Raw genomic sequence first — 24,867 nt, forward strand, 5'->3', positions numbered from 1 at the left:
CTAAGGAGGGGCAATGAGCAGCGCACCGGAGACGATCGCACAACCGCCTGCAGAGCAAGCCAATGGCTTCGTGACGTACCTGAAGGTCCTGTACGCGCCGGGCGAAGCGTTCGCCACGCTGGCCCGGGTGCCGACATGGGGTTGGGCTGCGGTCATCGGCATCATCTTGACGGTGCTGGGCACCATCATCGTCATGCCGGCGACGCTGCACTTCATCCACATCACCCAGGAGGCGCAGCTCGCGCAGATGAGCGCCGACAAAGCCGCGACCGCGCGCGAAGCGATGTCGAAGATCCCGGAGGCGGTCTATTCCGTGTCCGGCGTCGTCGGCGCCGTGATCGGACCGTGGATCTACTGGCTGGTCGGTGCGCTGATCTATATGATCGGCGCTGCGCTGGGCGGCGGTGAAGCGCGCTTCAAGAGCGCCTGGGTCATAGCGGTCAATCTGTACATCATCCCCGCCCTCGGCACCATCGTGGCGGGCGTCATCGTCATGCTGCGCGGCGTGGAGAACGTCAACTCATCCGCCGATCTGTACGGACTGCCGTCGCTCGCCATGTTCGTGCACGGCTCGCCCAAGCTCGCGGGGTTCTTGTATGGGTTCAACGTCGTCAGCATCTGGTTCTTCATCGTCGCCGTGATCGCGCTGGAGCAGGTCATGAAGATGGGTCGCGTTCCCGCCATCATCACGGTCGCCGTCATCGCGCTGCTCGGGGCCGGTGTGTTGGCACTCACAGCGAAATGACCGCACGCGCGCTGTTCGCTGCCGCCGCACTCGCGGCGTGGGCTGGTCCAGCTCTCGCTGCGCCGGCGCCGGCACCTGCGCCGTCCGGCTCGCCGACGCAGCCGATGACGCTGGCGCAAGCCGTCGACTTCGGCTTGGCGCACAACTCCTCAGTGCTCAAAGCCGTCGCGTCGGCCGCCGAGGCAGGCGCAACCTTGGCTACCGCGCGAGCCCTTACGCTGCCGACCGTCGCCGGCGAGCTGCAGAATCAGATGGACAAGAGCACCGGCCTTGGCCAATACGCGGTGATCGGCGTGGCGCCGGCGCCCAACTTCTCGCAGAACACCGCGGCGGTCACCGGCACCTTCAACGGCATCAACCTCACGAACATCTACCAAGCGCGCGCTGACAAACAAGCGTACGACCAAGCCAACGAGCAGCTCTATCTGGCCCGCGAGCAGTCGATCTCGGACACCGAAACCTCGTTCTACAAACTCGTGCAGGACCGCCAGCTCACCGAGGTCGCGGACGAGAACGTCAACTACAACCGTGCGCTGACCCAGATCGCCGAAGCCAACTACAAAGCCGGCAAGGTCGCGGGTCTGGACGAGCTCAAGGCCCAAGTCGCATACACCACCGCGCTTGAGCAGCTCGCGTCCGCCAGCGCGGACGAAGAGGATGCGCGCGAGAATCTCGCCCAGCTCATCAACGCGCCGATCGGCCAGCAGTTCGCGCTGCCGCAGGCGCCGCCCGAGCCGCCTCTCCCGAATCTCGACCAAAAAGTGCTCGACCAGGTCGCGCTGGCGAACCGCCCGGAGATCGCGGTCGCGCAAGCGCAACTCACCAGCGCCGTGATCGCGAACTACCAAGTCGACGCGCCCAATCGCCCGAATCTCGCGCTCAACGGGGCGTGGGGCAACCAAGTGTCTCCCACCAACAACGCGCAGTTCTACAACCAATGCGTCAGCGAAGGTTTTCCGCCGTCGTCGTGCGGACCGGGCGGTTCGCATTTCTACGAGATCTCGATCGTCTCGCAATGGACCTTGCCGTTGATCGACTACGGCACCGTCCATGCCGGTCACGCGAGCGCGCACCGGCAGATCGACGCGCAGACCACCAACCTGCTCAGCGCCAAGCAGCAGGCGATCATCGACGTCGACCAGGCCGTGCGCCGGATACTCGTCGAGCGCCAGAACCTGACGTTGGCCACGAGCAACGTCGGAGTCGCGCGCCAAGCAGCGTTGATCTCTGCCGTGCAATACAAGGTAGGCCTCGCGACGCAGACCGATGTGGCCGCTGCGCAGCAGTCATACTTGACGGCGGCGCGCGATCTGCTCACGGCGCAAGTGGAATACGTGCTCGGCATCGTGCGCTTGAAGCTCGCGACCGGCACGCTGACAGGGGCGGTATGAAGAAGATCTGGGCCAACACGCGCTGGCGCATCGCCATCATCGTGGCGGCGGTGCTGCTGATCATCGGCATCGGAGTCGCCGGACGGCACGGACCCGAGGCCGTCGAGACCACGACGGTCGTGATGAAGCCGACGACGCTGACGGTGAAGCTACCGGAGAACGGCGTGCTCTCGCGACCGCAGACGACCACCATCTCCGCCGCCTCGACCGGCAATATCCAGCAGATCGGCGTGCGCGAGGGTCAACGCGTGCGCAAAGGCGACCTGCTCATGAAGCTCGACGACCGGGAGATCGCCAGCACGGTCGCCGCCGATCAAGCTTCCGTCGCCCAAGCGCAGGCCACGCTCTCTGGCGCGCAAGCCAGGCTGGAAGCCGACATCAACGCCAAGAGCGAAGGGCAGATCTCGGGCGGCCTTGGCGCTTCATCGATCGGTCTGTCCGGCGCGTCGCAGTTGGTCCAGGCTCAGCAAACGCTGACCTCGGCGAAGCTGAGCCTGCAGACCGCGAAGGAGACGTACGACGCCGACCAAGAGCTGTACAAGATCAACGGCTTGCCGCGCCAGCAGCTCGACAAGGACAAGGCCGCCTACGATGAGGCGGTGGCCAACCAGCAGGCGGCGCAGCGGCAGTACGATCTGCTCAAGGTCCAGCTGCGCGAGACCGGCGGTCAGCTCGATTCGCAGATCTCGGCCGACCGCATCTCGCTGGCCAGCGCGCAGGCTCAGGTCGCGTCGGCCCAGGCGACGCTGGCTCTGCACTCGTCCAATCTCTCAGACACCGAGGTGCGCGCTCCGTTCGACGGCGTCATCCAGCAATTGGGCAGCGCGCCCACCACGGGTTCGACGGCGCCGCTCGCCGTCGGCGACGCGATCACGCCCGGCGAAGTGCTTTTCACCATCGCCGGCGCGGGGCCGATGGTCGTCAAGGCGCAAGTCGACGAACAGGACATCATCAACGTGAAAGTCGGCCAGCACGCGATCGTCACCGGCGAAGATTTCCCGGGCCACTCGCTGCCCGGCGCGGTCACGAACATCGCGGCGGTCGTGCTGCAAGTCAATCAAGCGGGCAACAGCGCGAAGAACGTCGAGACGACGATTTCGCTGGATCGCGATTATGCGTTCCTGCGCGCCGGCATGTCGTGCGATGTCGACATCATCACCGGCAAGGCCGACGGGGCGCTGGTCGCCCCGCTGGCCGCGATCCTTGACGACGGCGGCAAGCACTACGTGTTCGTCGTGAAAGACGGCAAAGCCGGCAAGGTCGAGGTCAGCAAGGGCCTTGCAAGCGACACGGACGTGGTGATCACCAAGGGGCTCAAGAGCGGCGACGCCGTCGCGACGACCAACGTCAAGCTGCTCAAGGATGGCGCCAAGGTGAAGGCGACGCCGGCCGCGTCGCCGTCGCCGAGCGCATCGCCGGGCTCGTGAAGCTCTGGGAGTTCTTCGGTGCGGCGTTCGAGACGCTGTGGGCCAACCGCGCGCGCTCGATCCTCACGATGATCGGCATCGTCATCGGCACCGCGGCGGTCATCGCGATCTTCGCGCTCGGACAAAGCGCCTCGTCTGCGATGGGTGTGACCTTGGGGATGTTCGGCGATCAAGGCATCATCATTCTTCCCGATACCGGCGCGCGCCGTCTCAAGACCGTGCAGCTGCAATGGCAGGACGTCGCGATCGTGCGAGATGCCTGCTCCCGCTGCCTCAAAGTGTTCCCGTTCTACGATGAGTTCGTCACGATCCGCTCCGGCCACACCAACGACGCCTACGAGCTGCAGTCCGACACCGACTACATCGTCGACAAGCTGCCCATGGCGGAAGGGCGGCGCTTCACCAGCGACGACATCGATGGCGCCCGTCAGGTGGCCGATCTCTTCATGCCGGCCAAACAGCGGCTGTTCGGCGACGGACCGGCGGTCGGAAAATACGTGCGCGTCGCGGAGCGACGGTTCTTGGTCGTCGGCGTGTACGCGCCGATCAGCGCCGGCATCCTCAGCGGCGCGGCCGGCAGCGACTACACGATCAACATCCCGTACACCGCATACCACCATCTGGCGAACTCGCAGATCACGTACCTTCAAGTCTACCCCAAACCGGGGGAATCCTCGGGCGCCGTCATCGATGACGTCGTGGGCATCCTCAAACGCGTGCACGGCTCGCGCGCCGCGTTCGAAGGCCAAGATTTCTCGCAGCAGGCGTCGATATTCCTCAGCGTTATCGCCTACGTCGCGATCGGCATCTCGGCCATCGGCTTCATCGCATTGGTCGTCGGCGGCATCGGCGTCATGAACATCATGCTCGTGTCGGTCATCGAGCGCACGCGCGAGATCGGTATCCGCAAGGCGATCGGCGCCTCGCGCCGCGACATCATGTGGCAGTTCCTCGCTGAGGCGATCGCCATCACGCTGATCGGCGGACTCATCGGCACCCTCGTCGGCGTCGCGGTGGCGCTGGCGGCGAACTCGTACATCGCGGGCGGCTTCGCAGGCCACGCCGGCTCGATCAACTGGTTCCCGATCCTGACGGCATCGGTCGGTTTCTCGGTGCTCATCGGTATCTTCTTCGGCACCTACCCCGCGGCGCGCGCGGCCGGCCTCTCGCCGATCGAATGCCTGCGCCATGAGTAAGATCGCCGAGTTCATCGGTCAAGCGCTCGACGTGCTGTGGCACAACCCGATGCGCTCGCTGCTCACCATGCTCGGACTCATCATCGGCGTCGGCTCGGTGATCGCGATCCTGGCGGTGGGCGACTCGACCACCAAGACGGTGCTCAACATCCTGTCGCCGTACTCGCTCGCGTCAGCGATCGTCTTCCCGAAGCAGCAGCAGCCCGACCCGCTGCTGGCCCAGATCCGCTACGACGACGCGCTGCGCTTGAAGCGCGAGCTGACCGACGCCAAGGACGTGCTGCCGGTCATGCTGCTGCCGATGGAGACGCGCGTCAACCATCAGGACAAGACGATCCGCGTGGTGACGGCCGGCGCGGGCCAAGGGACCGACACGACACCGCTTGCGGAAGGGCGCCTTTTCGACGATCAGGATCTTTCCGCGCATCGCCGGGTGGCGATCCTATCGGCGCAGGCCCGTCACGAGCTGCTGGGCGACGAGGGCAGCGCGATCGGGCAGCTCATACGCCTCAACGGCAGCGATTTCGAGGTGGTCGGCGTTCAAGCCCCGCCGGTCGGAGGGGGGCTGCTCAGCACTGGCCAGGCCGGGCTGATCACCGTGACGATTCCCTACACGCTGATCCCGCAGCTCGGCTACACCTATGTCTTCGGGCTCACCATCGTCGCCCCGGACAGCTCGCAGCTCACGCACGTGGCGGACGAGGCGATCGCCGCGCTCAAGCGGATCCACGGTGAGCGCGCGCAGTACGAAGAGCGCGACATCAAGCAGCTCAACGACGGCATCCAACGGGTGTTCGGCATCCTCACAGGCGTCATCGGCGTGGTCGCGGGCATCTCGCTGATCGTGGGCGGAGTCGGCATCATGAACATCATGTTGGTGTCGGTCACCGAGCGCACGCGCGAGATCGGCATCCGCAAGGCTATCGGCGCGACGCGCGGCGACATCATCTTGCAATTCTTCGTCGAGGCGCTGCTGTTGTGCCTCATCGGAGGGCTGATCGGCATGCTCATCGGGGTGGGCCTGGCCGAACTCGTCATCCACGTGTGGGTCAAGCAGCTCACGCCGAACCTCGTGTCGTTCGCATGGGGTCCTATCATCGCGGTGTCGATCCTGTTCTCGGCCGGCGTGGGCGTGCTCTTCGGCACGTACCCGGCTGTGCGCGCATCGTACCTCAACCCGATCGAGGCGCTGCGCTATGAGTGAACCGGTCGTGCTGATGGAGCAGGTCTCAAAGATCTATCATATCGGCGACATCGAGGTTCCTGCGCTGCGCGGCGTCTCGTTCACGATCGAGCCGGGCGAGTACGTCGCCATCATGGGTCCATCCGGCTCGGGCAAGTCCACCTTGATGAACCTCATCGGCTGCCTGGACAAGCCGACGACCGGCGTGTACCGTCTCGACGGCGTCGACGTCGCCGCACAGAGCGATCAAGAGCTCGCCGCCGTCCGTTTGAAGAAACTGGGTTTCGTCTTCCAGGGCTTCAATCTGCTCGCGCGCACGTCAGCGGTGCGCAATGTCGCGTTACCACTCTTCTATGTGGGCGACAAAGACCGCGAAGCTAAAGCGATGGAGGTGCTCGAGAAGGTCGGTCTTGCCGATCGCGCCTATCACCGGCCCAACGAGCTCTCAGGCGGCCAGCAGCAACGGGTGGCGATCGCGCGCGCGCTCGTCAACAACCCTGCGCTCGTCCTCGCCGACGAGCCGACCGGCAACCTCGATTCGGTCACCGCCGGGGGCATCATGGCGCTCTTCGCCCAGCTCAACGACGAGGGACACACGATCATCATGGTGACGCATGACGAGGACATCGCCAGGTACGCGAAACGCATCATCCGCCTGCGCGACGGCTTGGTGATCGAGGACGAGGCGGTCGCGAACCGGACGCTGGCGACGGTCGAGTAAACTCGACGGTCGAATAAATTCGACCGCTACGGCGCTTTAGTAGGCGATCACCAGGGCTTGGTGCACGTAGTCTTTACGCGGCAGCTCGCGCACGATGAAATCCGCCACGTCGGCGCGCGACACGCGCCAGCCGCCTTTCGGGGCCTCGCCGATCGCCAGCCGGTAGGCGCCGGTGCGCGGCCCGTCGCGCATGATCGGCGGGCGCACGATCGTCCAGTCGAGACCGCTCTTGAAGATCGCCATCTCCTGGCGCTCTTTGTCCTCGTAGACCTCGCGCAGAAATAACGGTCGGACCACCTTATCGAAGAGGAAGCCGCCTTCGATGTCGGTCGCGGCGGTGATCACGATCAAGCGCTGCACTGCGTGGCGCTTCATCGCGTCTATGATGCGCGCGATGGATTCCGAGCAGACGGGATCGCGCTGGCCCGGCCCTGGCCCGACAGCAGAGACCACCGCCTCCTGACCGGCGACTGCGGCGTCCACTGCGCCGGCATCCAACACGTCGCCGACGACTACCCGCAACTTGGGGTGGTCGGGAGCCTCCGGAAAGCGCTCCCGGACAAAGGCGGTCACTGAGTGGCCTTTCTCAAGCGCCAGCTCGACCACCAGCCGGCCCGTCCTGCCTGACGCGCCGAAAACGACTACGTTCATAGTTTCACCGATGCGGGTGCGCGACTGTTCGCTACGTCTCCTTGACCGGTTAGCACTCTCAATGCTATAGTGCTAATGCCCCAAACATAGGATTTTCGGACCACGATATGGGACATTCAAAACCCCAGAATCGTCCCAGGAACATCCATCGGAATTTTAGGTAAAGTAATGCATGGGCGGTCCCATGCGCAGGCGCGGTGACCCGCCATTTTTTCGCATTTTCGGCCTAGCGCAGGGCTAGGTTCAGGAGTAAGAACGACGTAAAATGAGTTCCCCCACACGCAACGCGCTGGTCGTCGGCCTGGTCGGCGTTCTCGTCGGAGCCGCCCTTGTGACGAACTGGCAGAGCCTCGTCGCGCGCCATCAAACGACGGCGATCGAGCCCGTTCCAACCGTCGCATACGCGGCACCCATGCATTCCGACGATCTCGAGCAGCGCATCATCGAGGCGGTCAAGCGCGCCGAACCATCGGTCGTCCTGATCCGCTCGACGCTGCACGGCCAGCAGATCGACCCCTTCAGCCAGTTCTTCGGCGACCAAGGGCAGGGCGGCGGCGCGCCGGGCGAGCCGTTCATCGCGCACGCCTCCGGCAGCGGCTTCATCATCCGCAAGGACGGTGACACCGCGTACGTCGCCACCAACGCGCACGTCGTGTACAGCGCGGACAAGATCGAAGTGCTGCTCGCCAACGGCCGCAAAGTGCAGGCCGAAAAGGTCGGCTCGGATATCCGCTCCGATCTCGCGGTGCTGAAAATCACCGGCTCCAATCTGCCGCCGGCGCTGCCGCTGGGCGACGCCAACGCGCTGCAGCAAGGCCAGTTCGTGCTGGCGATCGGCGAGCCCGAATCGTTCCAGAACTCGGTGAGCTTAGGCATCGTCTCGGCGCTGCATCGCACTGACATCACGGCGGGCGGCGACGGCACGTTCAACATCCCGTCGATCAAGTACAGCGACCTGTTGCAGACCACGGCGCCCATCAACCCCGGCAACTCGGGCGGGCCGCTGGTCACGATCTCGGGTCAAGTCGTCGGTATCGCGGCCGTCGTCGATCCGCGCGCGCAGAACATCGGTTTCGCGATCCCGATCAACACGGCACAGCCGATCTTGGCGCAGCTCGAGACGCACAAGACGATCAGCCACCCGTACATCGGCATCGTGATGACCTCGATGAACGATCGCATCAGCAACTACCTCGGCTATACCGGCGGAAGCGGCGTCGTGGTCACGAATGTGGTCAGCGGCAGTCCGGCCGATAAGGTCGGTCTGGCGCAAGGCGATGTGATCGTCGAGCTCAACCACGAAAAGGTGAAGGATCCGTCGGACGTCGCCAACGCGGTGGCCAAGCTCAAGACCGGCGATAAGGTCTCGCTGCTGGTCTGGCGCAAGGGTTCGCTGACGCCGTTCGACATCACGCTGGCCGATATGCCCGAGCAGCTCCCGCAGAGCTAACACATCATCATAAGGAAGCAAGAGGAACTCAATGGCTAAAGTCGTCGGCATCGACCTCGGCACCACCAACTCGGTGGTGGCCGTCATGGAAGGTTCGAAGCCCACGGTGATCCCCAATGCTGAAGGCAGCTACCTGACGCCGTCCGTGGTCGCGTTCACCAAGAACGGCGAGCGGCTCGTCGGCCAGCTGGCCAAACGCCAGGCGATCACCAACCCCGAGCGCACGATCTCCTCGATCAAGCGCTACATGGGTACCGATCACAAGACCGACATCGACGGCAAAGCGTACACGCCGCAAGAGATCTCGGCGATGATCCTGCAAAAGCTGGCCACCGACGCGAGCACGTATCTCGGCGAGAAGGTGACCCAAGCCGTCATCACCGTCCCCGCGTACTTCAACGACGCGCAACGCCAGGCGACCAAGGACTCCGGGCGCATCGCGGGCCTTGAGGTGCTGCGCATCATCAACGAGCCGACCGCGGCCGCGCTCGCCTATGGCCTGGACAAGAAGGGCAACGAGACGATCTTGGTCTGGGACCTCGGCGGCGGCACGTTCGACGTCTCCGTCTTGGAAGTCGGCGACGGCGTGTTCGAAGTCAAATCCACCAATGGCGACACGCACCTGGGCGGCGACGACTATGACAAGCGCATCGTCGACTGGCTCATCGCCGAGTTCAAGAAGGACCAGGGCATCGATCTTTCCGGCGACCGGCAGGCCGTGCAACGCTTGACCGACGCCGCCGAGAAGGCGAAGGTCGAGCTGTCGACGCTGCAGCAGACGAGCATCAATCTGCCGTTCGTCACGGCCGACCAGAGCGGTCCCAAGCACCTCGACTACACGCTCACGCGCGCGAAGTTCGAGCAGCTCACGTCTGACCTCACCGAGCGCACGAAAGCGCCGTTCGAGAACGCGCTGCGCGACGCCAAGCTGACCGTCGATCAGCTCAACGAAGTGATCCTGGTGGGCGGCGCGACGCGCATGCCCAAGATCCAAGAGCTGGTCAAAGAGCTGACCAACAAGGATCCGCACCAAGGCGTCAATCCGGATGAGGTCGTCGCCATCGGCGCGGCCATCCAGGCGGGCGTGCTGTCGGGCGAGGTCCGCGACGTCGTGCTGCTCGACGTGACCCCGCTCTCGCTGGGTCTTGAGACACTCGGCGGCGTGATGACCAAGCTCATCGATCGCAACACGACGATCCCGACGCGCAAGTCGCAGACGTTCACCACGGCCGAGGACGGCCAGACGTCGGTCGACATCCACGTGCTCCAAGGCGAGCGCGAGATGGCGGGCGACAACAAGACGATGGGCAAGTTCCGGCTCGAGGGTATCCCGCCGGCGCCGCGCGGCGTGCCGCAGGTCGAAGTGACCTTCGACATCGACGCCAACGGCATCACGCACGTCAACGCGAAGGATCTCGGCACGGGCAAGGAACAGCGCATCACCATCACCGCGTCGAGCAACCTGAGCAAGGACGACGTCGATCGCATGGTGCGCGACGCCACGGCGCACGCCGAAGAGGACAAGCGCAAGAAGGAAGAGGTCGAGACGCGCAACCGCGCGGACAACCTCGCCTATGCGACGGAGAAGATGCTCAAAGAGGTCGGCGACAAAGCCTCCGACTCCGACAAGGCCGACGTCCAAAAGGCCCTCGACAACGTGCGCTCGCTGCTCAAGTCGGGCTCGTCCGACGATCTCAAGCGCGCGACCGAACAGCTCGAAGCCGCCTCGATGAAGCTCGGCCAGGCCATCTATCAGAAGACGGCCCAGGCACCTGGTGGCGACGGGGCGGGCCCGACCGGCAACGGTTCGAGCGGTCCTGGTCCGGACGCGGGGCCGACGGCCGGTGCATCCGCCGGCGCGCCAGATAGCGCGCAAGGCGACGTCATCGACGCCGAGTTCAAGGAGCACTAAGAGCGACGCATGCCTGAGCTCAACCCGACCGACGAGTTCGATTCGCTCTCGAGCGGGCCGCTGCCGGGCGTCGATCCGGCCGCGGCCGACGGGCGCGCGGACGGCGAGGCGCGGGCGCAAAGCTCGCTTTCCGATCAACTCGAACAAGCGCGTGCGCAAATAGAGGAGCTACGCAGCCTCTACATGCGCGCGCTGGCCGATTTCGATAACTACCGCAAACGCGCCGAGCGCGACATCCGGGACCTGTCCGAACGCGGACGGCGCGATCTGCTCAAACGGATCTTGCCCGTGTTGGACAACCTGGCGCGCGCGGAAGAGTACCGCGCCGCCGGAACGCCGGCAGACAAGATCGTCGACGGCGTGGTGCAGACCTCTAAGCAGATGCTGTCGGCGCTGGCGGCCGAAAAGGTCCGCCCGATCGACGTGATCGGCAAGCCGTTTGATCCTGCGGTGGCCGAGGCCGTCGCGACGCAGCCCGCCGCGGACGGCGTCGCGGACAACACCGTGGTGGCCGAGGCTGCGAAAGGCTATTATATCGGCGACGAGGTCCTGCGCCCGGCACAAGTCGTCGTCGCCAAGAGAGACATGTAGTCCCGGGCTCTCGAGCCCGGGACCGTCTATTCATGCCGCTACAATACAAAGACTATTACGAGATCCTCGGGGTTCCCAAGACCGCCACGACCAAAGAGATCAAAGCGGCCTATCGCAAGCTGGCCCGCAAGTGGCACCCGGACGTCAACCCGACCAAGAAAAAAGAGTCCGAGGAGAAGTTCAAGGAGATCTCCGAGGCCAACGAGGTCCTGAGCGACCCCGACAAGCGCAAGCGGTACGACACGCTCGGCCCGAACTGGCAGCAGCAGGCGCAGGACTACGGGTACGCAGGCCAGGGCTATCAGCCCGGCGGCGACGGCGTGCATTACGAATTCCACGATATCGGCGCCGAGGGCGAGGGCGGCGACTTCTCCGACTTCTTCCGCACCTTCTTCAGCGACTTCAGCCCGCGCGGCGGCGGCTCTTCGTCTCGCACGTCGTCGCGCGCGTCCTCGCGCCGCGGCATTCGCGGCAACGATGCCGAGTACGGCATCGAGCTGACCCTGCGCGACGCGTACGGCGGCGGCGCGCGTCAGCTCACCGTCCAAACCCAAGCCCGCTGTCCGCGCTGCAACGGCACGGGGACGCTCAACGGCAAGCTGTGCCATGAATGCCGCGGCACGGGCACGATCAACGTCACCAAGACGCTCGACGTCACCATTCCGCGCGGGGTGCGCGACGGACAACGCATCAGGCTCGCGGGGCAAGGCGGCCTCGGATTCGGCGGCGGGCCGAACGGCGATCTCTACTTGGTCGTGCACATCGCGCACGACCCGATCTTCGAACGTCGCGGCGACGATCTGTACGAGGAGCATCCGGTCAGCGTCTATAGCCTCGTGCTCGGCGGCGAGACGACCGTGCCCACGATAGGCGGCAAGATCGACATGAAGGTTCCGGCCCTTTCGCAGAACGGCCGCGTCTTGCGCATCCCCGGCAAGGGAATGCCGAAGCTGGGCGCCGGCGGCAACGGTGATCTGTACGTGAAGCTCATGGCGGAGCTGCCCGCCAAACCCACCGAGAAGGAACGCGAGCTTTGGCAGCAGCTCGCAGAGATGGCCAAGGCACGCTGATGGAGACAGGTGTGAACGCCGAGCTCTACGCGATCACCGCGGTCGTCGCGCAGTTCGAAGTCGCGCCCGAGACGCTCATCAGGTACGAACGCGCGGGGCTGCTGCGGCCGCTGCTCGTGAACGAGGTGCGCTTCTACTCAGAAGCCGACGTCGACCGGCTCAACACCATCCGCCGCATGACCGACATCATGGGCATCAATCTCGCGGGCGTGGACGTCGTGCTGCGCCTGCTCGAGGAGATCCGGCTGCTCCAGCGCCAGCTCGAATAGCATCCGTCATCGGCGGATCGTCGTAGCGCTTCTACCGCTGAAGTGCGCCATGCGGTTCAGTTCGACGGGACGATGAATTCGACCACGGCCTGGTCCAGCGGCACATGGATCGCATTCGCCAGTTGGATCTTCACTTTGTGCGGGCCGGGCGTAAAGCCATTGATGACGATCGGCTCGTTGCTCCCATCCAACCAATGCCATGAAGCGTCATCAACGGTGACGTGGAGGTGACCGATTCGCGGAGAAACCTGGAGCGCGGCAGGGCCATACACCGGCACGATGTGCACATTCTCTGCGTAGTATTGGATAACGACCCGGCCGCCCTTGAGAGATTCTGCCAGCGGCGGATCGACGTAGATCTTGGCCGGCGCTTCGTCTTTGACCGGCTGTACGGCGGCGGCGCCGCGCACTTCTCGAACGCTCAACATGGCGGCTATAATCCTTTCGCGGTCGCGATGAAGGTCAGTCGAATTATGCTACGCCTCTATCCGCCGACGCGCAAGGGCACGCGTGTTCGCATCACGAGTCGCTTGAAAGAAATTGCAAATATCTAGTACTTATTGAGTCGCAGGTGTTCCGTATTGTGAAAAGAGAAAAACGCGACAGGTTTTCGATGCCAGCGCTGAAATACGCGACTTTCTGTGGATACTCGCAAGGCACCACGTTCCGAAAGGGGCGCACCATGGATGGGGACTTCAACCTCGACCGCCGCGGATTCTTTGGCACAGCTGCGATGACGATCGTTGCCGCCGAGCTCGGCATGCTCAAGCCCGCGAGCGCGCAGCCAGGCAGCGCTGTCGCTGCAGCTTCGGCAGGTGACGGAGGGGATCAAACCTTGCACCTCACGCCGTCTGCTCCAAAGAACACGTCGTTCGCGTCGATGAAGCAAGTCAACGCGGGCGTTTTGAACATCGGCTACGCAGACGTCGGCCCGGCCAACGGTCAGCCGGTGATCCTGCTGCACGGCTGGCCGTTCGACATCCACGCCTACGTCGATGTCGCGCCGCTGCTGGCTCGGGCCGGCTATCGCGTGATCGTTCCGTTCCAGCGCGGCTACGGCTCGACGACATTCCTTTCGGCCGACACATTCCGCACCGCGCAGCAATCGGTCTGCGGCGAAGACGTCGTCAACCTGATGGACGCCCTCAACATCAAGCAGGCGATCCTCGGCGGGTTCGACATCGGATCGCGGACGGCGGCCGTCGTCGCGATCCTTTGGCCCGAGCGTGTCAAGGCGCTCGTGCTCGTGAGCGGCTACTTGATCGCCAACGTCCCAGCGAACAAGCAGCCGGCACCGCCGAGGGCCGAATATGCCTTTTGGTATCAGTGGTATTTTTCGACGCAACGCGGCGTGCTCGGCTATACGCAGTACACCTACGATTTCAACAAGCTCGTCTGGTCGCTCCAGTCGCCGAAATGGCAGTTCACCGATGCGACCTATGACAACACAGCAGCGTCGTTCAAGAATCCCGATCATGTCGCGATGGTGATCCACAATTACCGCTGGCGGATCGGCCTCGCGCCGGGCGATCCGAAATACGAGAGCTACGAGAACACATTGTACGCTGGTCCACCCATCACTCAACCCACGATCACGATCGCGAGCGATTTCGATGGCGCGAATGCTCCTGGCACCGCGTACCGGAGCAAGTTCACCGGCAAGTACTCGCACCAGATCCTCAACGGCATCGGTCACGACGTGCCGCAGGAGGCGCCGCAAGCGTTTTCGGACGCGATCGTCACGGTGGCCGGCTATTAAAGAGACTCATTGCGTCGGCTGCGCGTGCCAGAGCGTGATGCCCTGTGCGCCGAAACCGATGTAGTCGTAGGTGTGCGGCGACGTCCACAGTGCGATGCCGGGACGAGTGCTGATGAAGTAGCCGACCAAGGCGTCGGGCGCACGTGCCAGCATCTTGGCGTACGTGTGTCCGTGCTCGTCAGTCACCATGATCTGCGGCGTACCGTGCACCATCTGCAGCTCGGCATCGCGGATCGAGCTCTTGCGGAAATGCACGCGCAGCGGATGCGTACGATCGTTCCAGAAATACCAGAAGCGGATGAGATTGCATGCGGCGTGACCGTAGTCCAACCGCAGTATGCCGGCCGGTAGCTTGGTGCCGTTGAGCTCGGCGTCCCCGATCGGCAGGTCTGCGAAACGAATGCCGGTCAGCGACGCGATGTCGACGGCCGCGTTCGGACAGCTGCGCAGCCGCCATGACAGCCAGTTCACGGCCTCGTTGAAATTGCTGACCGGGATGACGCGGACGCCGGGCGTATCACGGATATCGTCGTAGTTCTGCATCGGCACGAGGAAAATCGTCGCGCCTTTGCGTTTGGCGGCGATGATCTTCTGCCGCGCGCCGACGATCGGCAACACGTTGCCGTCGTCGTCGATCACGCCGGTGCCGGCGACGCCTTCGCCGTGCGTGAGATCCGCATGCGTGAGCGTGCGATAGATCTGCAGCGCGAACATGAGACCGCTCGACCCGCCGCTTTGATACCACGGCAGCGTATAGGTCACGCCGATCGGGAGCTGGCCGATCTTCTCGAATTCGCCCAGCCTGATGCCGAATCGCGCGCGGCCGTCGATCGGCGCCGTCGTGCACCGCAACCGGAGCGCTTTGCCGCCGCGCACGACGTGGATATCAAAGGGCGATCCCAGCGGTTTCGCCTGCGCCGCGAGCGCGAGCGTGCCGGCCGCATCGATCGGCTCGCCATCCACGCTTACGAGTTGATCTCCCGGTTTGAAGCACTGAGGCTCATGTCGCTGTGGCGAGAGCGCGCCCACCGTGAAGACGTGTTTGAATTCGAAGGGCAGGCCGGCCGCGCGCGCCGCGACGATCTCCGCGCTGTGCTTGCCTTCTTCTTGCGACACGTAGCTGGAACGGATGACGTCGAAATCGCTCATGGTGGGCGGCGCCAGCAGCGCACGCGGAACCACCTCGACGCCGGGCAAGAGCTTCGCGGCGATCACCGTCGCCGGACGCCCTGGCAATGGGATGATGGTCGTGTCGTACATCGTGCCCGGCGGCGGGCTTGCGCCGGCGACGTGCACCACGCGGTTGAGGTCTTCCGCCGCCCACGGGCCGATCACGTAATACGGGAGCGGCCAGAATCCGAGGATGCCGGCGACAAGCGCGATCGGCACGGCTCGAACGAGGAAGCGCGCCAGCTTCTTGCGACGTTCGTCGTCCACACCACGCGGTTTTGCGCCGCGCGGAAGGCGACCTTCACGCGGCCCAGAACTTGACCTGACCCGCTTTCACCGGAGGCTCACGCACCCATGCTGGCACCCGAACGCAGCGCCGAAATGCTCGAAGCCGAGCAGATGATCCTCGACACCGTGCGCAAGCTCGTCAAAGAGAAGGTCGAGCCGCGCGCCGCCGAGATCGACGCCAAAGGCGAATATCCCAAAGATCTGCGCGATCTGTTCGCCAAGAACGACCTGCTCGGCGTCGCATTGCCCGAGGAATACGGCGGTTTGGGCAGTTTCCTCACCTATGTGAAGGTCGTGGAAGAGATCTCCAAGGCCTGCGCTTCGTCGGGGCTGATCGTCGCCGTGCAGGAGCTGGGCGCGCTGCCGATCATGATCGCCGGCAATGACGCTCAGAAGAAGAAATACCTTCCCAAGCTGGCCACCGGCGAGTGGATGACGTCGTACGCGCTGACCGAGCCGACTTCGGGCTCGGATGCGGCCAACATGCGCTCCACCGCGGTGCGCGACGGCGACCATTACGTGCTCAACGGCACGAAGGTGTTCATCACCAACGTCGCAGTGGCGGACATCTGCATCTATTTCGCGATGACGAACAAGGAGCTCGGTCCCAAAGGCGCTTCTGCGTTCATCTGCCACACCGACGATCCCGGCTTCAAGCTCGGCAAGGTCGAGCACAAGATGGGCATCCGCGGCTCACCGACCAATGAGGTGGTCTTGGAGAACTGCCGCATCCCCGCCGATCGGCTGCTCGGCGAAGAGGGCCAAGGCTTCGGCATCGCGATGAAGACGCTCGACAAGTCCCGGCCGGGCGTCGCGGCGCAGGCGCTGGGTCTGGCGCAAGGCGCGCTTGATTTCGCCGCCAAGTACTTGAAGGAACGCGTCGCGTTCGGGAAACCGCTGTCCAAGCAGCAAGGCCTGCAGTGGATGGTGGCCGACATGGAGCTCGAGACGCAAGCCGCGCGCTTGCTGCTGTACGAAGCCGCGCGCAAGTGCGACGAAGGCGCGCCTGACGTCACCCACTGGGGCGCGCTGTGCAAGCTCAAGTGCGGCGATGTCGCGATGAGTGTGACGACCGACGCCGTTCAGTTGCTCGGCGGCTACGGCTATATGACCGAATACCCGGTCGAGCGCATGATGCGCGATGCCAAGATCACGCAGATCTACGAAGGCACGCAGCAGATCCAGCGTATCGTGATCTCGCGAGCATTGCTGGGCAAGTAGCAACTTTTTGGCTGAGCGCGTTCAAGAGAACGCGCTACTACAAGGGGTCGTGATCAATGGCGATCGCCCATAACTTAGGTTTTCCCCGCATCGGCCACAAGCGGGAGCTCAAACGGGCGCTCGAGCATTTCTGGTCGGGCCAAGCCGATGCCACCGCGCTGGCGGAGACCGCGTGGCTGCTGCGCAAGCGGCACTGGGAGCTGCAGCGCGACGCGGGTCTCGACCTGATCCCCGCCGGCGACTTCTCGCTGTACGACCATATGCTGGACACGGCGGCGATGTTGGGCGCGGTACCCGAGCGCTACGGCTGGCACGGTGGCGATGTCGACCTCGCCACCTACTTCGCGATGGCGCGCGGCACGAACACCCAACCCGCGATGGAGATGACCAAGTGGTTCGACACCAACTATCATTATATCGTTCCCGAATTCACGCCGCGCTCTGCGTTTGCGCTCTCGAGCACGAAGCTCATCGATGAGACAAAAGAGGCGCTCGCGCTCGGCATCGTCGCCAAGCCGGTGCTCGTGGGGCCCTTCACATTCTGGCGGCTAGGGAAATGGCGCGCGGAGAACGATCGAGTAAACTCGACCGCTCCAGGGGCCGCACATCTTGCGCCGCTCGAACTCATCGATCAGATGATCCCCGTCTACGCACAGGTGCTCGGGCAGCTCAAGCGCCTCGGCGTCACATGGGTTCAGATGGACGAGCCGGCGCTTGCGCTCGATCTCCGGCCGGAGTGGTTGAAGGCCGTGCGCCACGCCTATGCGACGCTCGTCGCCGAAGGCGCGCCCAATCTGCTGCTCACGACATATTTCGACGCGGTCGACGATGTGGCGGCCGAGCTGCTCGATCTGCCGGTCGGCGGCTTGCACCTCGACCTTGTGCGCGCGCCAAAGCAGCTCGCGGCGTTCGCCAAAGCATATCCCAAGGACAAGACGCTGTCCCTTGGCGTCATCGACGGCCGCAACGTGTGGCGCGCGGATCTCGACGCCGCGCTCAAGCTGGTCCAGCCGCTGGCGGATATGGGCGACCGGCTCTGGGTAGCCCCATCATGCAGCCTCTTGCACACGCCGATCGACCTCGATCAGGAGACCAAGCTCGACGCCGAGCTCAAGTCTTGGCTGGCCTTCTCAGCGCAGAAGCTGGGTGAAGTGGTGGCGCTCAAACGGGCGCTCGGCCCGCAGGCCGCAGAGGTCGCAGAGATCTTTACGGGAGCTCGCGGCGCGCGCCAGAGCCGGGCGACCTCCGCGCGCATCCACGATCCCGCCGTCGAGCGCCGCGAAGCCGCGCTGGGAGACCGCGATACGCGCCGCGCGTCGGCATTTCCGACACGGCGGCTCGCGCAACGAGCGCGGCTGGACCTGCCGATGTTCCCGACGACGACCATCGGCAGCTTCCCGCAGACCAGCGCCATCCGCGAGGCGCGCGCGAAGTTCAAGAAAGGCGAGATCGACGCGGCCGAATACGACCGCCGGATCAATTCCGAGATCGCGCACGCGGTGAGCGAACAAGAGAATATCGGACTCGACGTGCTCGTGCACGGTGAGGCCGAGCGCAACGATATGGTCGAGTATTTCGGCGAGCAGCTCAACGGCTTCGCATTCACGCAACACGGCTGGGTGCAGAGCTACGGCTCGCGCTACGTCAAACCGCCGATCATCTTCGGCGACGTCTCGCGGCCGCATCCGATGACCGTGGCCTGGAGCTCGTACGCCCAATCGTTGACGGTCAAACCGATGAAGGGCATGCTGACGGGTCCGGTCACGATCTTGCAGTGGTCGTTCGTGCGCGACGACCAGCCGCGCTCCGACACCGCGCTGCAGATCGCCCTGGCGATCCGCGACGAGGTCGTCGACCTCGAGCGCGCAGGCATCAAGGTCATCCAGATCGACGAGCCGGCTATTCGCGAAGGATTGCCGCTCAAGCGCGCGCAGTGGGCCGCATATCTGCGCTGGGCTGTCAAGGCGTTCCGTGTGGCGTCGGCCGGCGTGCGCGACGAGACGCAGATCCACACGCACATGTGCTACTCGGAGTTCAACGACATCATCGACTCCATCGCCGCGATGGATGCCGACGTGATCACCATCGAGTCGTCGCGTTCCGACATGGAGATCCTCGAGGCGTTCCGCGATTTCAAGTACCCGAACGAGATCGGCCCCGGCGTGTACGACATCCACTCACCGCGCGTGCCCAGCGCCGACGAGATGACGTCGCTGCTCGAGAAGGCGGCAGCCGTCGTGCCCGCCGATCAGCTCTGGGTCAATCCGGACTGCGGCTTGAAGACCCGGCGCTGGGAAGAGGTGGTGCCGGCGCTGACCCGCATGGTCGAAGCCGCCCAGCGCTTGCGCATGAGGTTCTCAGTCAAGGTGTGATGTTAAGCGTGCGTGGCCAGCTGAGGTGCGAGGTGCACTCCGCTTAGATCGAGACCGCGGGCCTCTGCGATCTTCAGGAAGACGGCGAAGTCGTGTGCGTCGCCTGAGAGCAGCTCTGCTCCGACGACCTTGCCGTCGCTGTCAACGTCTATGTTGACTTCACCGGCCGCGAACTCTTGAGTCGCCGCCACGAGCGAATCCGAGAATCGGAAGTACATCGGATCACCGACGACGCCGCTCCATTCAATCGCCTTGAGCGTTTGTGTCATGGGACCACCTCGGTTGCGGTTACCGTCCGCACGTAATAGATGTCCGGTGATTTGTGCCAGAACGTGACGCGTATCCTGCGGGTACCGATGACCTTGTACCTGTTGCGGCGCCCTTCCCGGGCTGGCAACTCCACGTCAGGAAATCTCAGGGCTTCGAGGACCTCGGCCTCGGATACCTCGCGTTGGCCCATGCGCTTGCGCGCGTGCGGATGATATACGATTTCCACGTGAGATCATGATATTTCTCACACGTGTGCCGCTATTTTCCGATTCGTAAACGATTTGCGATGTCTAGAAGGCGCGGTCGATGGCATCGAGCGAGGCGGGGTTCTCGAGCGCCGATAAGTCGCCCAGATCACCGAGCTTGAGATAGCGGGCGCGCGCCACGCGGCGCATCATCTTGCCGTTGCGCGTGTGCGGCAAGTCGTCGACGAACTTCACCGCCTTGGGCGCAAGCGCTTTGCCGAGATCCTCGACCACGCGTCCGTTGAGCTCGGCGCGCAGCCCCTCGCTTTCGGTGATGTTCGGCCGCAGCACGACCAGGCACACGACCGTCTCGCCCTTCAGCTCGTCCGGCACGGAGACTGCTGCCACTTCCCGTACACCTTTGTGCGCCACGATCGCGCTCTCGTACTCAGCCGGCCCGACGCGCTTGCCCGCTACGTTGATCGTGTCATCCGAGCGGCCGTGGATGTACCAAAAACCGTCGGCATCCACGCTTGCCCAATCGCCGTGCACCCATACGTCCGGGAAGCGCGACCAGTACGTCTTCAGGTAGCGCTCATCGTCGCGCCAAAAGCCTTGCGTCATCCCGGGCCATGGCTGACGGATGACCAGTTCGCCGACCTCGGATGGCGCACTGACGAGCGATCGGCCCTCGGCATCCACGACATCGGCGTCCATTCCGAACACCGGACCGTGAAACGCGCACGGCACAAGTGCGCGCACTGGGTAGCAGCCGAGGATTCCCCCGCTGATCTCGGTGCCGCCCGAATAGTTGATGATGGGTAGGCGACCGCCGCCGACGTGCTCGGAGAACCATCGATAAGGCTGCGGATTCCACGCTTCGCCAGATGATGCCAAGATCCGCAGCGACGACATATCGTGCTTGCGCGGCCACTCGTCGCCGTGCGACATCAAAGAACGGATCGCCGTCGGCGCGATCCCCAGATGCGTGACGCGATGGCGTGCCACAACCTCCCACAACCGATCCGGCGCCGGATAGTCGGGCGTGCCCTCGTACAGCATGATGCTCGCGCCCAACCCGAGCGCCCCGAGCACCAAGAACGGGCCCATCATCCAACCCATGTCGGTGAACCATAGCATGCGGTCGCCGACCTTCACGTCGAAGCACAGGTATTGATCGATCTGGACCTTGACCGGGAATCCCGCATGGCCGTGCACGGCGCCCTTCGGCCTGCCCGTGGAGCCGGACGTGTAGAGCAGCAAGTACGGGTCGTCCGAAGCGGTGTGCTCGGCTTCGATGAACGGCGTCTCGGCGGCGACCGTGTCGGCCCAATCGAGATCGCGGCCCTTCGTCCACCCGACCTTCGCGCCGGTGCGGGCGAACACCAAGACGCGCTTCACGCTCGGAACTTCGGCGAGCGCAGCGTCCGCCACAGCTTTCATGTCCACGGGTTTGCCGCGGCGCGAAACTCCGTCGGCTGTGAGCAGCACTTTGGCTTGCGCGTCCGCGAGCCGCGTGGCGAGCGCCTGAGCCCCATACCCGGAAAACGCCGGAACGGCAATAGCGCCGATGCGCCCGATCGCGAGCAGCGCGATGGCGGTCTCGGGCAACAACGGCATGAAGATGCCGACGGTATCGCCGCGCACCACACCCATGCGACGCAGCGCGCCGGCGAGCCGGCACACCTGCGCGAGCAGCTCGTCGAACGTGAAGCGGCGCACGGCGCCGTCCTCGCCCTCCCACGCCAGCGCGAGCTCGTTGCCTCGCCCCGCACGCACCCAACGGTCGAGGCAGTTGAACGACGCATTGTATCGTCCGCCCACGAACCAGCGCGCGAACGGCTTGCCCCGCGAGATGTCGAGGGTTTGGGTGTAGCGCGAGAACCAGGCGAGGTCCAGCTCGGAGACCAGCTCGTGATAGAAGCGCGAGATGTCCGTGCGCGCGTACGCCCACAGCTCTTCGAGCGTCGCGCAACCCACGCGCTTCATGAAGCGCGTGAGGTTGGCATTATTGACGAATTCGGGCGTCGGGGTCCAGACGGCGTCGTTCACGGTCGAATGGGTTCGACCGGTGCGGACCGGCCCGCCTTCACGGTCGAATAAATTCGACCGCTACATCACTGGCCGGTCTTGCCAGGGTCTCCGCCGGCCGTCGTGCCGGGAGCAGCGGGCGGGTTGTTGCCGGCCGCGATCTGATCGCGGATGAACGACAGCGCGCGCTGCAGTTGCGCGTCGTTGAGCACATTTCCGATGTCGGCCGGCTTGACGTCGGCGACCTCGATGTCGGGTTTGATGCCGATCGTGTTGATGTCTTTGCCCGACGGCGTCAGATAGCGCGCCGTCGTGATCTTGATGGCGCTGCCATCCGGCAACGGATAGATCGTCTGCACTTCGCCCTTGCCGTAGGTCTTGGTGCCGATCAGCACGCCCGCGCCGTCGTCTTGCACGGCCCCCGCGGCGATCTCCGATGCGCTTGCCGTGTAGCCGTTGACCAGGACCACGAGCGGATGCGCTTGGACGGCCGTCGCTTCGGCGTTGATGGTCGTGAACGGCTTTTGCCGTCCGTCGATCGAGACGATCGGGCCGTCGGGGATGAACTTCGATGCGACGTCGACCGCGGCGTTGAGGTAGCCGCCGCCATTGTAGCGCAAGTCGAGGACGTAGCCTTTGACGCCGGCCTTTTGGAAGTCATCGAGCGCGCGCGTCAGCTCTTCGCCGGTGGTCGCGCCGAAAACGAGCAAGCGCACGTAGCCGACGTTGTTCTCGAGCATGCGCGCCAGTACGCTCGGTTCGTGGATGAACTCGCGCGTGATGTCCATGGTGAGATTCGCGGTTTGACCCTTGCGCTGCACCACCAACTCCACCGAGGTGCCCGGCTTGCCGCGGATCAGTTTGCTGTCATCGCCGACCGAAAGCCCTGTCGTCGGCTTGCCGTCGATGGTGAGCACGATGTCGCCCGGCATCAGTCCGGCCTTGTCCGCCGGTCCGCCGGAGATCACTTGCGTGACCAGCAGCGATTTCGTGTCCGGGTCCGTGTCGATGACGATGCCGATGCCGGGGAAGCCGCTGCCTTCGAGGTTCTGGTTGAGCGACTTGTATTCGTCCGGCGTCATGAACACGGTCCAATGGTCGTGCAGCGAATCGAGGATGCCCGCGATCGCGCCGTAGGCGATGTCCTTCTCGCCGACGGTCTTGCCGTAGTCGCGGTCGGCCGTCTGAAGCTCCTGGTTGAGCTCCGAGATGTCGGCGCTCTTGCTGCCGAGGGTGTGCAACGCCGGCAACTTGCTCGCGTCGCCGCCCTTGCTCTTGACCGTCTTCTTGATGCCGGCGACCGCACCGTCGAGCAGCGTCTGGTCGTCGACCGCCTTGAAGAACTCGGCGCCGGCGCGCAGGAAGCTATAATCGAGCATCGAGCGATTGAGGTCGTCGCCGCCGGTCGCGGCGGCAAGCGTGGCGCTCGGGCCGCTGCCCAGCAGCAGCACGCCGGCGAGGGCGGCGGCCGCAAACATCGTGAGCCGGTGGGTCGGGTGCATCTGTGTCATCTTCATCCTATGGATTCTTCGCGCTCAGAGCGATCTGTTTGTGCACATACTCGAGCGCGGCTTTGAGCTGCACGTCCTTGGAATCGAGTCCGACGATCTTCGGGTCCATCGGCACGGTGATGTTCGGGTCGATGCCGCGCTTGTTGATGTCGCGGCCGTTGGGCGTGACGTAGCGCGCGGTCGTGATCTTGACCGCGCTGGAACCGGGCAGATCATAGATCGTCTGCACGACGCCCTTGCCGTAGGTGCGCACGCCGAGCAGCACGCCGACGCGGGCGTCCTGGATCGCACCGGCGGTGATCTCCGACGCGCTGGCGGTGTACTGATTGACGAGCACGACCAGCGGGTGCGGGGGCACCGCGTCCTGGTATGCGTCTTCGGTCTCCACTTGGCCGGCGCGGTCGATCGTCGAGACGATGGGGCCGTCAGCGATGAACTTAGACGAGACCTGGACGGCTGCGTCGAGCAAGCCGCCGCCGTTGTTGCGCAGGTCGAAGACGATGGCTTTGGCGCCTTGCTTGAACACGGCGTTCAACGCTGCCGTGACCTCTTGCTCCGAGGTATCGCCGAAATCGTAGAGCTGGATGTAGCCGACGTCCTTGCCGATCATGCGGTACGAGACCGACGGCACGTGGATCTGCTCGCGCACCACGACGTAGGTCTTGTCGGGAGCGCCTTTGCGCGCGACCAGCAGCTTCACCGCGGTACCGACCTTGCCGCGGATCAGGTTCATCACCGAATCAAGGTCCATCGGCTTGGTCAGGTGGCCGTCCACGCTGATGATGGTGTCGAACGGTTTGAGCCCGGCGTGCGATGCCGGCGTGCCCTCGATCGGGTTGAGGACCTCGATGTCCTTGGTCTTGGGATCCTTGCCGATATAGATGCCGATACCGCCGAAGTCGCCGCCGCGGATCAGCTCGTTCAAGCTTTGGATCTCGCGCGGGCTTAAGAACACGGTGTACGGATCGTTCAGCGAATCGAGCATGCCCGAAACCGCCGCAAACGTCATGTCATCCACGCTGGCTGCGCTCGAATACGAATCCATCGCATCGGTGAGCATCTTGTTGGCGGCCGCCGTGTCGTCTGCGAGCACGTTGTCGGCGGTCGGCAGCGCGATCACCGCGTTGACATGTTTTTGTTCGAGGAACTTCACAAGGCCGGTGCGCTCGCCTTTGAGCAGCCCTTGATCGTCGATCGGCTTGTAGAAGTGCTCGTGGACCTTCTCCATGGAGATATCGAGGATGCTCAGGTCTTTGCCGCGGTCATCCGCGCTTGCGAGCTGGCCCCCGACCGAAAAATCGCCGCGAGCATCGCCGACATGGAACGCCAGGACCCGCGGATCGAGCGCGTTGGTCCGCTTGAGGTGGGCACGCTCGTACGCAAGCGTGAGGCCGGCGGCGGCCACGATGGCCAGCACGACGGCGATGGCGCGGCGATAGGCAGGCACGAGGCTA

At 64.4% G+C, this 24,867-nt stretch carries 21 protein-coding genes; 14 read left to right on the top strand and 7 right to left on the bottom strand.

Features of this window, described 5'->3' with window-relative positions; all coding sequences use genetic code 11:
• Positions 1-13: 13 nt before the first annotated feature.
• The 6 genes from VKF82_09715 to VKF82_09740 are packed head-to-tail and all read left to right on the top strand — an operon-like array spanning position 14 to position 6,663.
• Entirely contained in the window at positions 14-745 is a 732-nt protein-coding gene (locus VKF82_09715; GenBank protein HME82340.1) for a YIP1 family protein, read from the top strand.
• Complete coding sequence (locus VKF82_09720) at positions 742-2,136, top strand: TolC family protein (protein HME82341.1); 1,395 nt, start codon at positions 742-744, stop codon at positions 2,134-2,136. The genes VKF82_09715 and VKF82_09720 overlap by 4 nt, the downstream gene beginning before the upstream one ends.
• Positions 2,133-3,563: an efflux RND transporter periplasmic adaptor subunit gene (locus VKF82_09725; GenBank protein ID HME82342.1), complete on the top strand. Its 1,431-nt coding sequence runs from the start codon at positions 2,133-2,135 to the stop codon at positions 3,561-3,563. The genes VKF82_09720 and VKF82_09725 overlap by 4 nt, the downstream gene beginning before the upstream one ends.
• The gene (locus VKF82_09730; protein ID HME82343.1) at positions 3,560-4,759 is read left to right on the top strand and encodes an ABC transporter permease; all 1,200 of its coding nucleotides are present in this window, start codon (positions 3,560-3,562) and stop codon (positions 4,757-4,759) included. Before VKF82_09725 ends, VKF82_09730 begins: the two co-directional genes overlap by 4 nt.
• Positions 4,752-5,963 (top strand): ABC transporter permease, encoded by a 1,212-nt coding sequence (locus VKF82_09735; GenBank protein ID HME82344.1) that lies wholly within the window; start codon positions 4,752-4,754, stop codon positions 5,961-5,963. Before VKF82_09730 ends, VKF82_09735 begins: the two co-directional genes overlap by 8 nt.
• Entirely contained in the window at positions 5,956-6,663 is a 708-nt protein-coding gene (locus tag VKF82_09740; protein ID HME82345.1) for an ABC transporter ATP-binding protein, read from the top strand. Before VKF82_09735 ends, VKF82_09740 begins: the two co-directional genes overlap by 8 nt.
• A 36-nt stretch (positions 6,664-6,699) precedes the next feature.
• Here the strand turns inward: VKF82_09740 and VKF82_09745 are convergent, their stop codons facing one another.
• Positions 6,700-7,314, bottom strand: coding sequence for an SDR family oxidoreductase (locus VKF82_09745; protein ID HME82346.1), 615 nt, complete (start codon positions 7,312-7,314; stop codon positions 6,700-6,702).
• A gap of 265 nt (positions 7,315-7,579) precedes the next feature.
• On the opposite strand from VKF82_09745, the gene VKF82_09750 reads away from it, so the two are divergent.
• The 5 genes from VKF82_09750 to VKF82_09770 are packed head-to-tail and all read left to right on the top strand — an operon-like array spanning position 7,580 to position 12,606.
• The gene (locus VKF82_09750) at positions 7,580-8,764 is read left to right on the top strand and encodes a trypsin-like peptidase domain-containing protein (protein ID HME82347.1); all 1,185 of its coding nucleotides are present in this window, start codon (positions 7,580-7,582) and stop codon (positions 8,762-8,764) included.
• A 31-nt stretch (positions 8,765-8,795) separates the two neighbouring features.
• Positions 8,796-10,676 (top strand): molecular chaperone DnaK, encoded by a 1,881-nt coding sequence (gene dnaK, locus VKF82_09755; protein HME82348.1) that lies wholly within the window; start codon positions 8,796-8,798, stop codon positions 10,674-10,676.
• A gap of 9 nt (positions 10,677-10,685) precedes the next feature.
• Positions 10,686-11,267 carry a nucleotide exchange factor GrpE gene (locus VKF82_09760; protein ID HME82349.1) on the top strand — a complete coding sequence of 194 codons (582 nt, stop codon included), beginning with the start codon at positions 10,686-10,688 and terminating at the stop codon, positions 11,265-11,267.
• Positions 11,268-11,299: 32 nt separating this feature from the next.
• Positions 11,300-12,337, top strand: a complete 1,038-nt coding sequence (locus VKF82_09765) for a J domain-containing protein (GenBank protein ID HME82350.1) — start codon at positions 11,300-11,302, stop codon at positions 12,335-12,337.
• Positions 12,337-12,606 carry a MerR family transcriptional regulator gene (locus tag VKF82_09770; GenBank protein ID HME82351.1) on the top strand — a complete coding sequence of 90 codons (270 nt, stop codon included), beginning with the start codon at positions 12,337-12,339 and terminating at the stop codon, positions 12,604-12,606. The genes VKF82_09765 and VKF82_09770 overlap by 1 nt, the downstream gene beginning before the upstream one ends.
• A 56-nt stretch (positions 12,607-12,662) precedes the next feature.
• Here VKF82_09770 and VKF82_09775 read toward each other — a convergent pair whose 3' ends face one another.
• Positions 12,663-13,034, bottom strand: a complete 372-nt coding sequence (locus VKF82_09775; protein HME82352.1) for a DUF6130 family protein — start codon at positions 13,032-13,034, stop codon at positions 12,663-12,665.
• 254 nt (positions 13,035-13,288) lie between these two features.
• Between VKF82_09775 and VKF82_09780 the strand changes: the two genes are divergently transcribed.
• Complete coding sequence (locus tag VKF82_09780; protein HME82353.1) at positions 13,289-14,365, top strand: alpha/beta hydrolase; 1,077 nt, start codon at positions 13,289-13,291, stop codon at positions 14,363-14,365.
• A gap of 6 nt (positions 14,366-14,371) precedes the next feature.
• On the opposite strand, the gene VKF82_09785 is transcribed toward VKF82_09780, so the two are convergent.
• Positions 14,372-15,802, bottom strand: a complete 1,431-nt coding sequence (locus tag VKF82_09785) for a S16 family serine protease (protein HME82354.1) — start codon at positions 15,800-15,802, stop codon at positions 14,372-14,374.
• An 87-nt stretch (positions 15,803-15,889) separates the two neighbouring features.
• Here VKF82_09785 and VKF82_09790 point away from each other — a divergent pair, with 87 nt between their 5' ends.
• Positions 15,890-17,044, top strand: coding sequence for an acyl-CoA dehydrogenase family protein (locus tag VKF82_09790; protein HME82355.1), 1,155 nt, complete (start codon positions 15,890-15,892; stop codon positions 17,042-17,044).
• A gap of 56 nt (positions 17,045-17,100) precedes the next feature.
• Complete coding sequence (metE, locus tag VKF82_09795) at positions 17,101-19,416, top strand: 5-methyltetrahydropteroyltriglutamate--homocysteine S-methyltransferase (GenBank protein HME82356.1); 2,316 nt, start codon at positions 17,101-17,103, stop codon at positions 19,414-19,416.
• A 2-nt stretch (positions 19,417-19,418) separates the two neighbouring features.
• On the opposite strand, the gene VKF82_09800 is transcribed toward metE, so the two are convergent.
• From VKF82_09800 to VKF82_09815, 4 genes are all read right to left on the bottom strand, one after another.
• Positions 19,419-19,685 (bottom strand): DUF2283 domain-containing protein, encoded by a 267-nt coding sequence (locus VKF82_09800; protein ID HME82357.1) that lies wholly within the window; start codon positions 19,683-19,685, stop codon positions 19,419-19,421.
• Positions 19,686-19,976: 291 nt separating this feature from the next.
• On the bottom strand, positions 19,977-21,923 hold the full coding sequence (locus tag VKF82_09805) for an AMP-binding protein (GenBank protein HME82358.1): 1,947 nt from the start codon (positions 21,921-21,923) through the stop codon (positions 19,977-19,979).
• Positions 21,924-21,988: 65 nt separating this feature from the next.
• Complete coding sequence (locus VKF82_09810; GenBank protein HME82359.1) at positions 21,989-23,419, bottom strand: S41 family peptidase; 1,431 nt, start codon at positions 23,417-23,419, stop codon at positions 21,989-21,991.
• 1 nt (position 23,420) lies between these two features.
• Complete coding sequence (locus VKF82_09815; GenBank protein ID HME82360.1) at positions 23,421-24,860, bottom strand: S41 family peptidase; 1,440 nt, start codon at positions 24,858-24,860, stop codon at positions 23,421-23,423.
• Positions 24,861-24,867: the final 7 nt, after the last annotated feature.

This window comes from Candidatus Eremiobacteraceae bacterium, from assembly GCA_035314825.1.
Lineage (GTDB): Bacteria > Vulcanimicrobiota > Vulcanimicrobiia > Eremiobacterales > Eremiobacteraceae > JAFAHD01.

Excerpts from the sequence above, each read along its gene's own strand:
- VKF82_09715 (HME82340.1), top strand. The coding sequence starts at position 14 with ATGAGCAGCGCACCGGAGACGATCGCACAACCGCCTGCAGAGCAAGCC.
- VKF82_09720 (HME82341.1), top strand. The coding sequence starts at position 742 with ATGACCGCACGCGCGCTGTTCGCTGCCGCCGCACTCGCGGCGTGGGCT.
- VKF82_09725 (HME82342.1), top strand. The coding sequence starts at position 2,133 with ATGAAGAAGATCTGGGCCAACACGCGCTGGCGCATCGCCATCATCGTG.
- VKF82_09735 (HME82344.1), top strand. The coding sequence starts at position 4,752 with ATGAGTAAGATCGCCGAGTTCATCGGTCAAGCGCTCGACGTGCTGTGG.
- VKF82_09740 (HME82345.1), top strand. The coding sequence starts at position 5,956 with ATGAGTGAACCGGTCGTGCTGATGGAGCAGGTCTCAAAGATCTATCAT.
- VKF82_09745 (HME82346.1), bottom strand. The coding sequence starts at position 7,314 with ATGAACGTAGTCGTTTTCGGCGCGTCAGGCAGGACGGGCCGGCTGGTG.
- VKF82_09750 (HME82347.1), top strand. The coding sequence starts at position 7,580 with ATGAGTTCCCCCACACGCAACGCGCTGGTCGTCGGCCTGGTCGGCGTT.
- dnaK (HME82348.1), top strand. The coding sequence starts at position 8,796 with ATGGCTAAAGTCGTCGGCATCGACCTCGGCACCACCAACTCGGTGGTG.
- VKF82_09760 (HME82349.1), top strand. The coding sequence starts at position 10,686 with ATGCCTGAGCTCAACCCGACCGACGAGTTCGATTCGCTCTCGAGCGGG.
- VKF82_09765 (HME82350.1), top strand. The coding sequence starts at position 11,300 with ATGCCGCTACAATACAAAGACTATTACGAGATCCTCGGGGTTCCCAAG.
- VKF82_09770 (HME82351.1), top strand. The coding sequence starts at position 12,337 with ATGGAGACAGGTGTGAACGCCGAGCTCTACGCGATCACCGCGGTCGTC.
- VKF82_09775 (HME82352.1), bottom strand. The coding sequence starts at position 13,034 with ATGTTGAGCGTTCGAGAAGTGCGCGGCGCCGCCGCCGTACAGCCGGTC.
- VKF82_09780 (HME82353.1), top strand. The coding sequence starts at position 13,289 with ATGGATGGGGACTTCAACCTCGACCGCCGCGGATTCTTTGGCACAGCT.
- VKF82_09790 (HME82355.1), top strand. The coding sequence starts at position 15,890 with ATGCTGGCACCCGAACGCAGCGCCGAAATGCTCGAAGCCGAGCAGATG.
- metE (HME82356.1), top strand. The coding sequence starts at position 17,101 with ATGGCGATCGCCCATAACTTAGGTTTTCCCCGCATCGGCCACAAGCGG.
- VKF82_09800 (HME82357.1), bottom strand. The coding sequence starts at position 19,685 with ATGACACAAACGCTCAAGGCGATTGAATGGAGCGGCGTCGTCGGTGAT.
- VKF82_09810 (HME82359.1), bottom strand. The coding sequence starts at position 23,419 with ATGAAGATGACACAGATGCACCCGACCCACCGGCTCACGATGTTTGCG.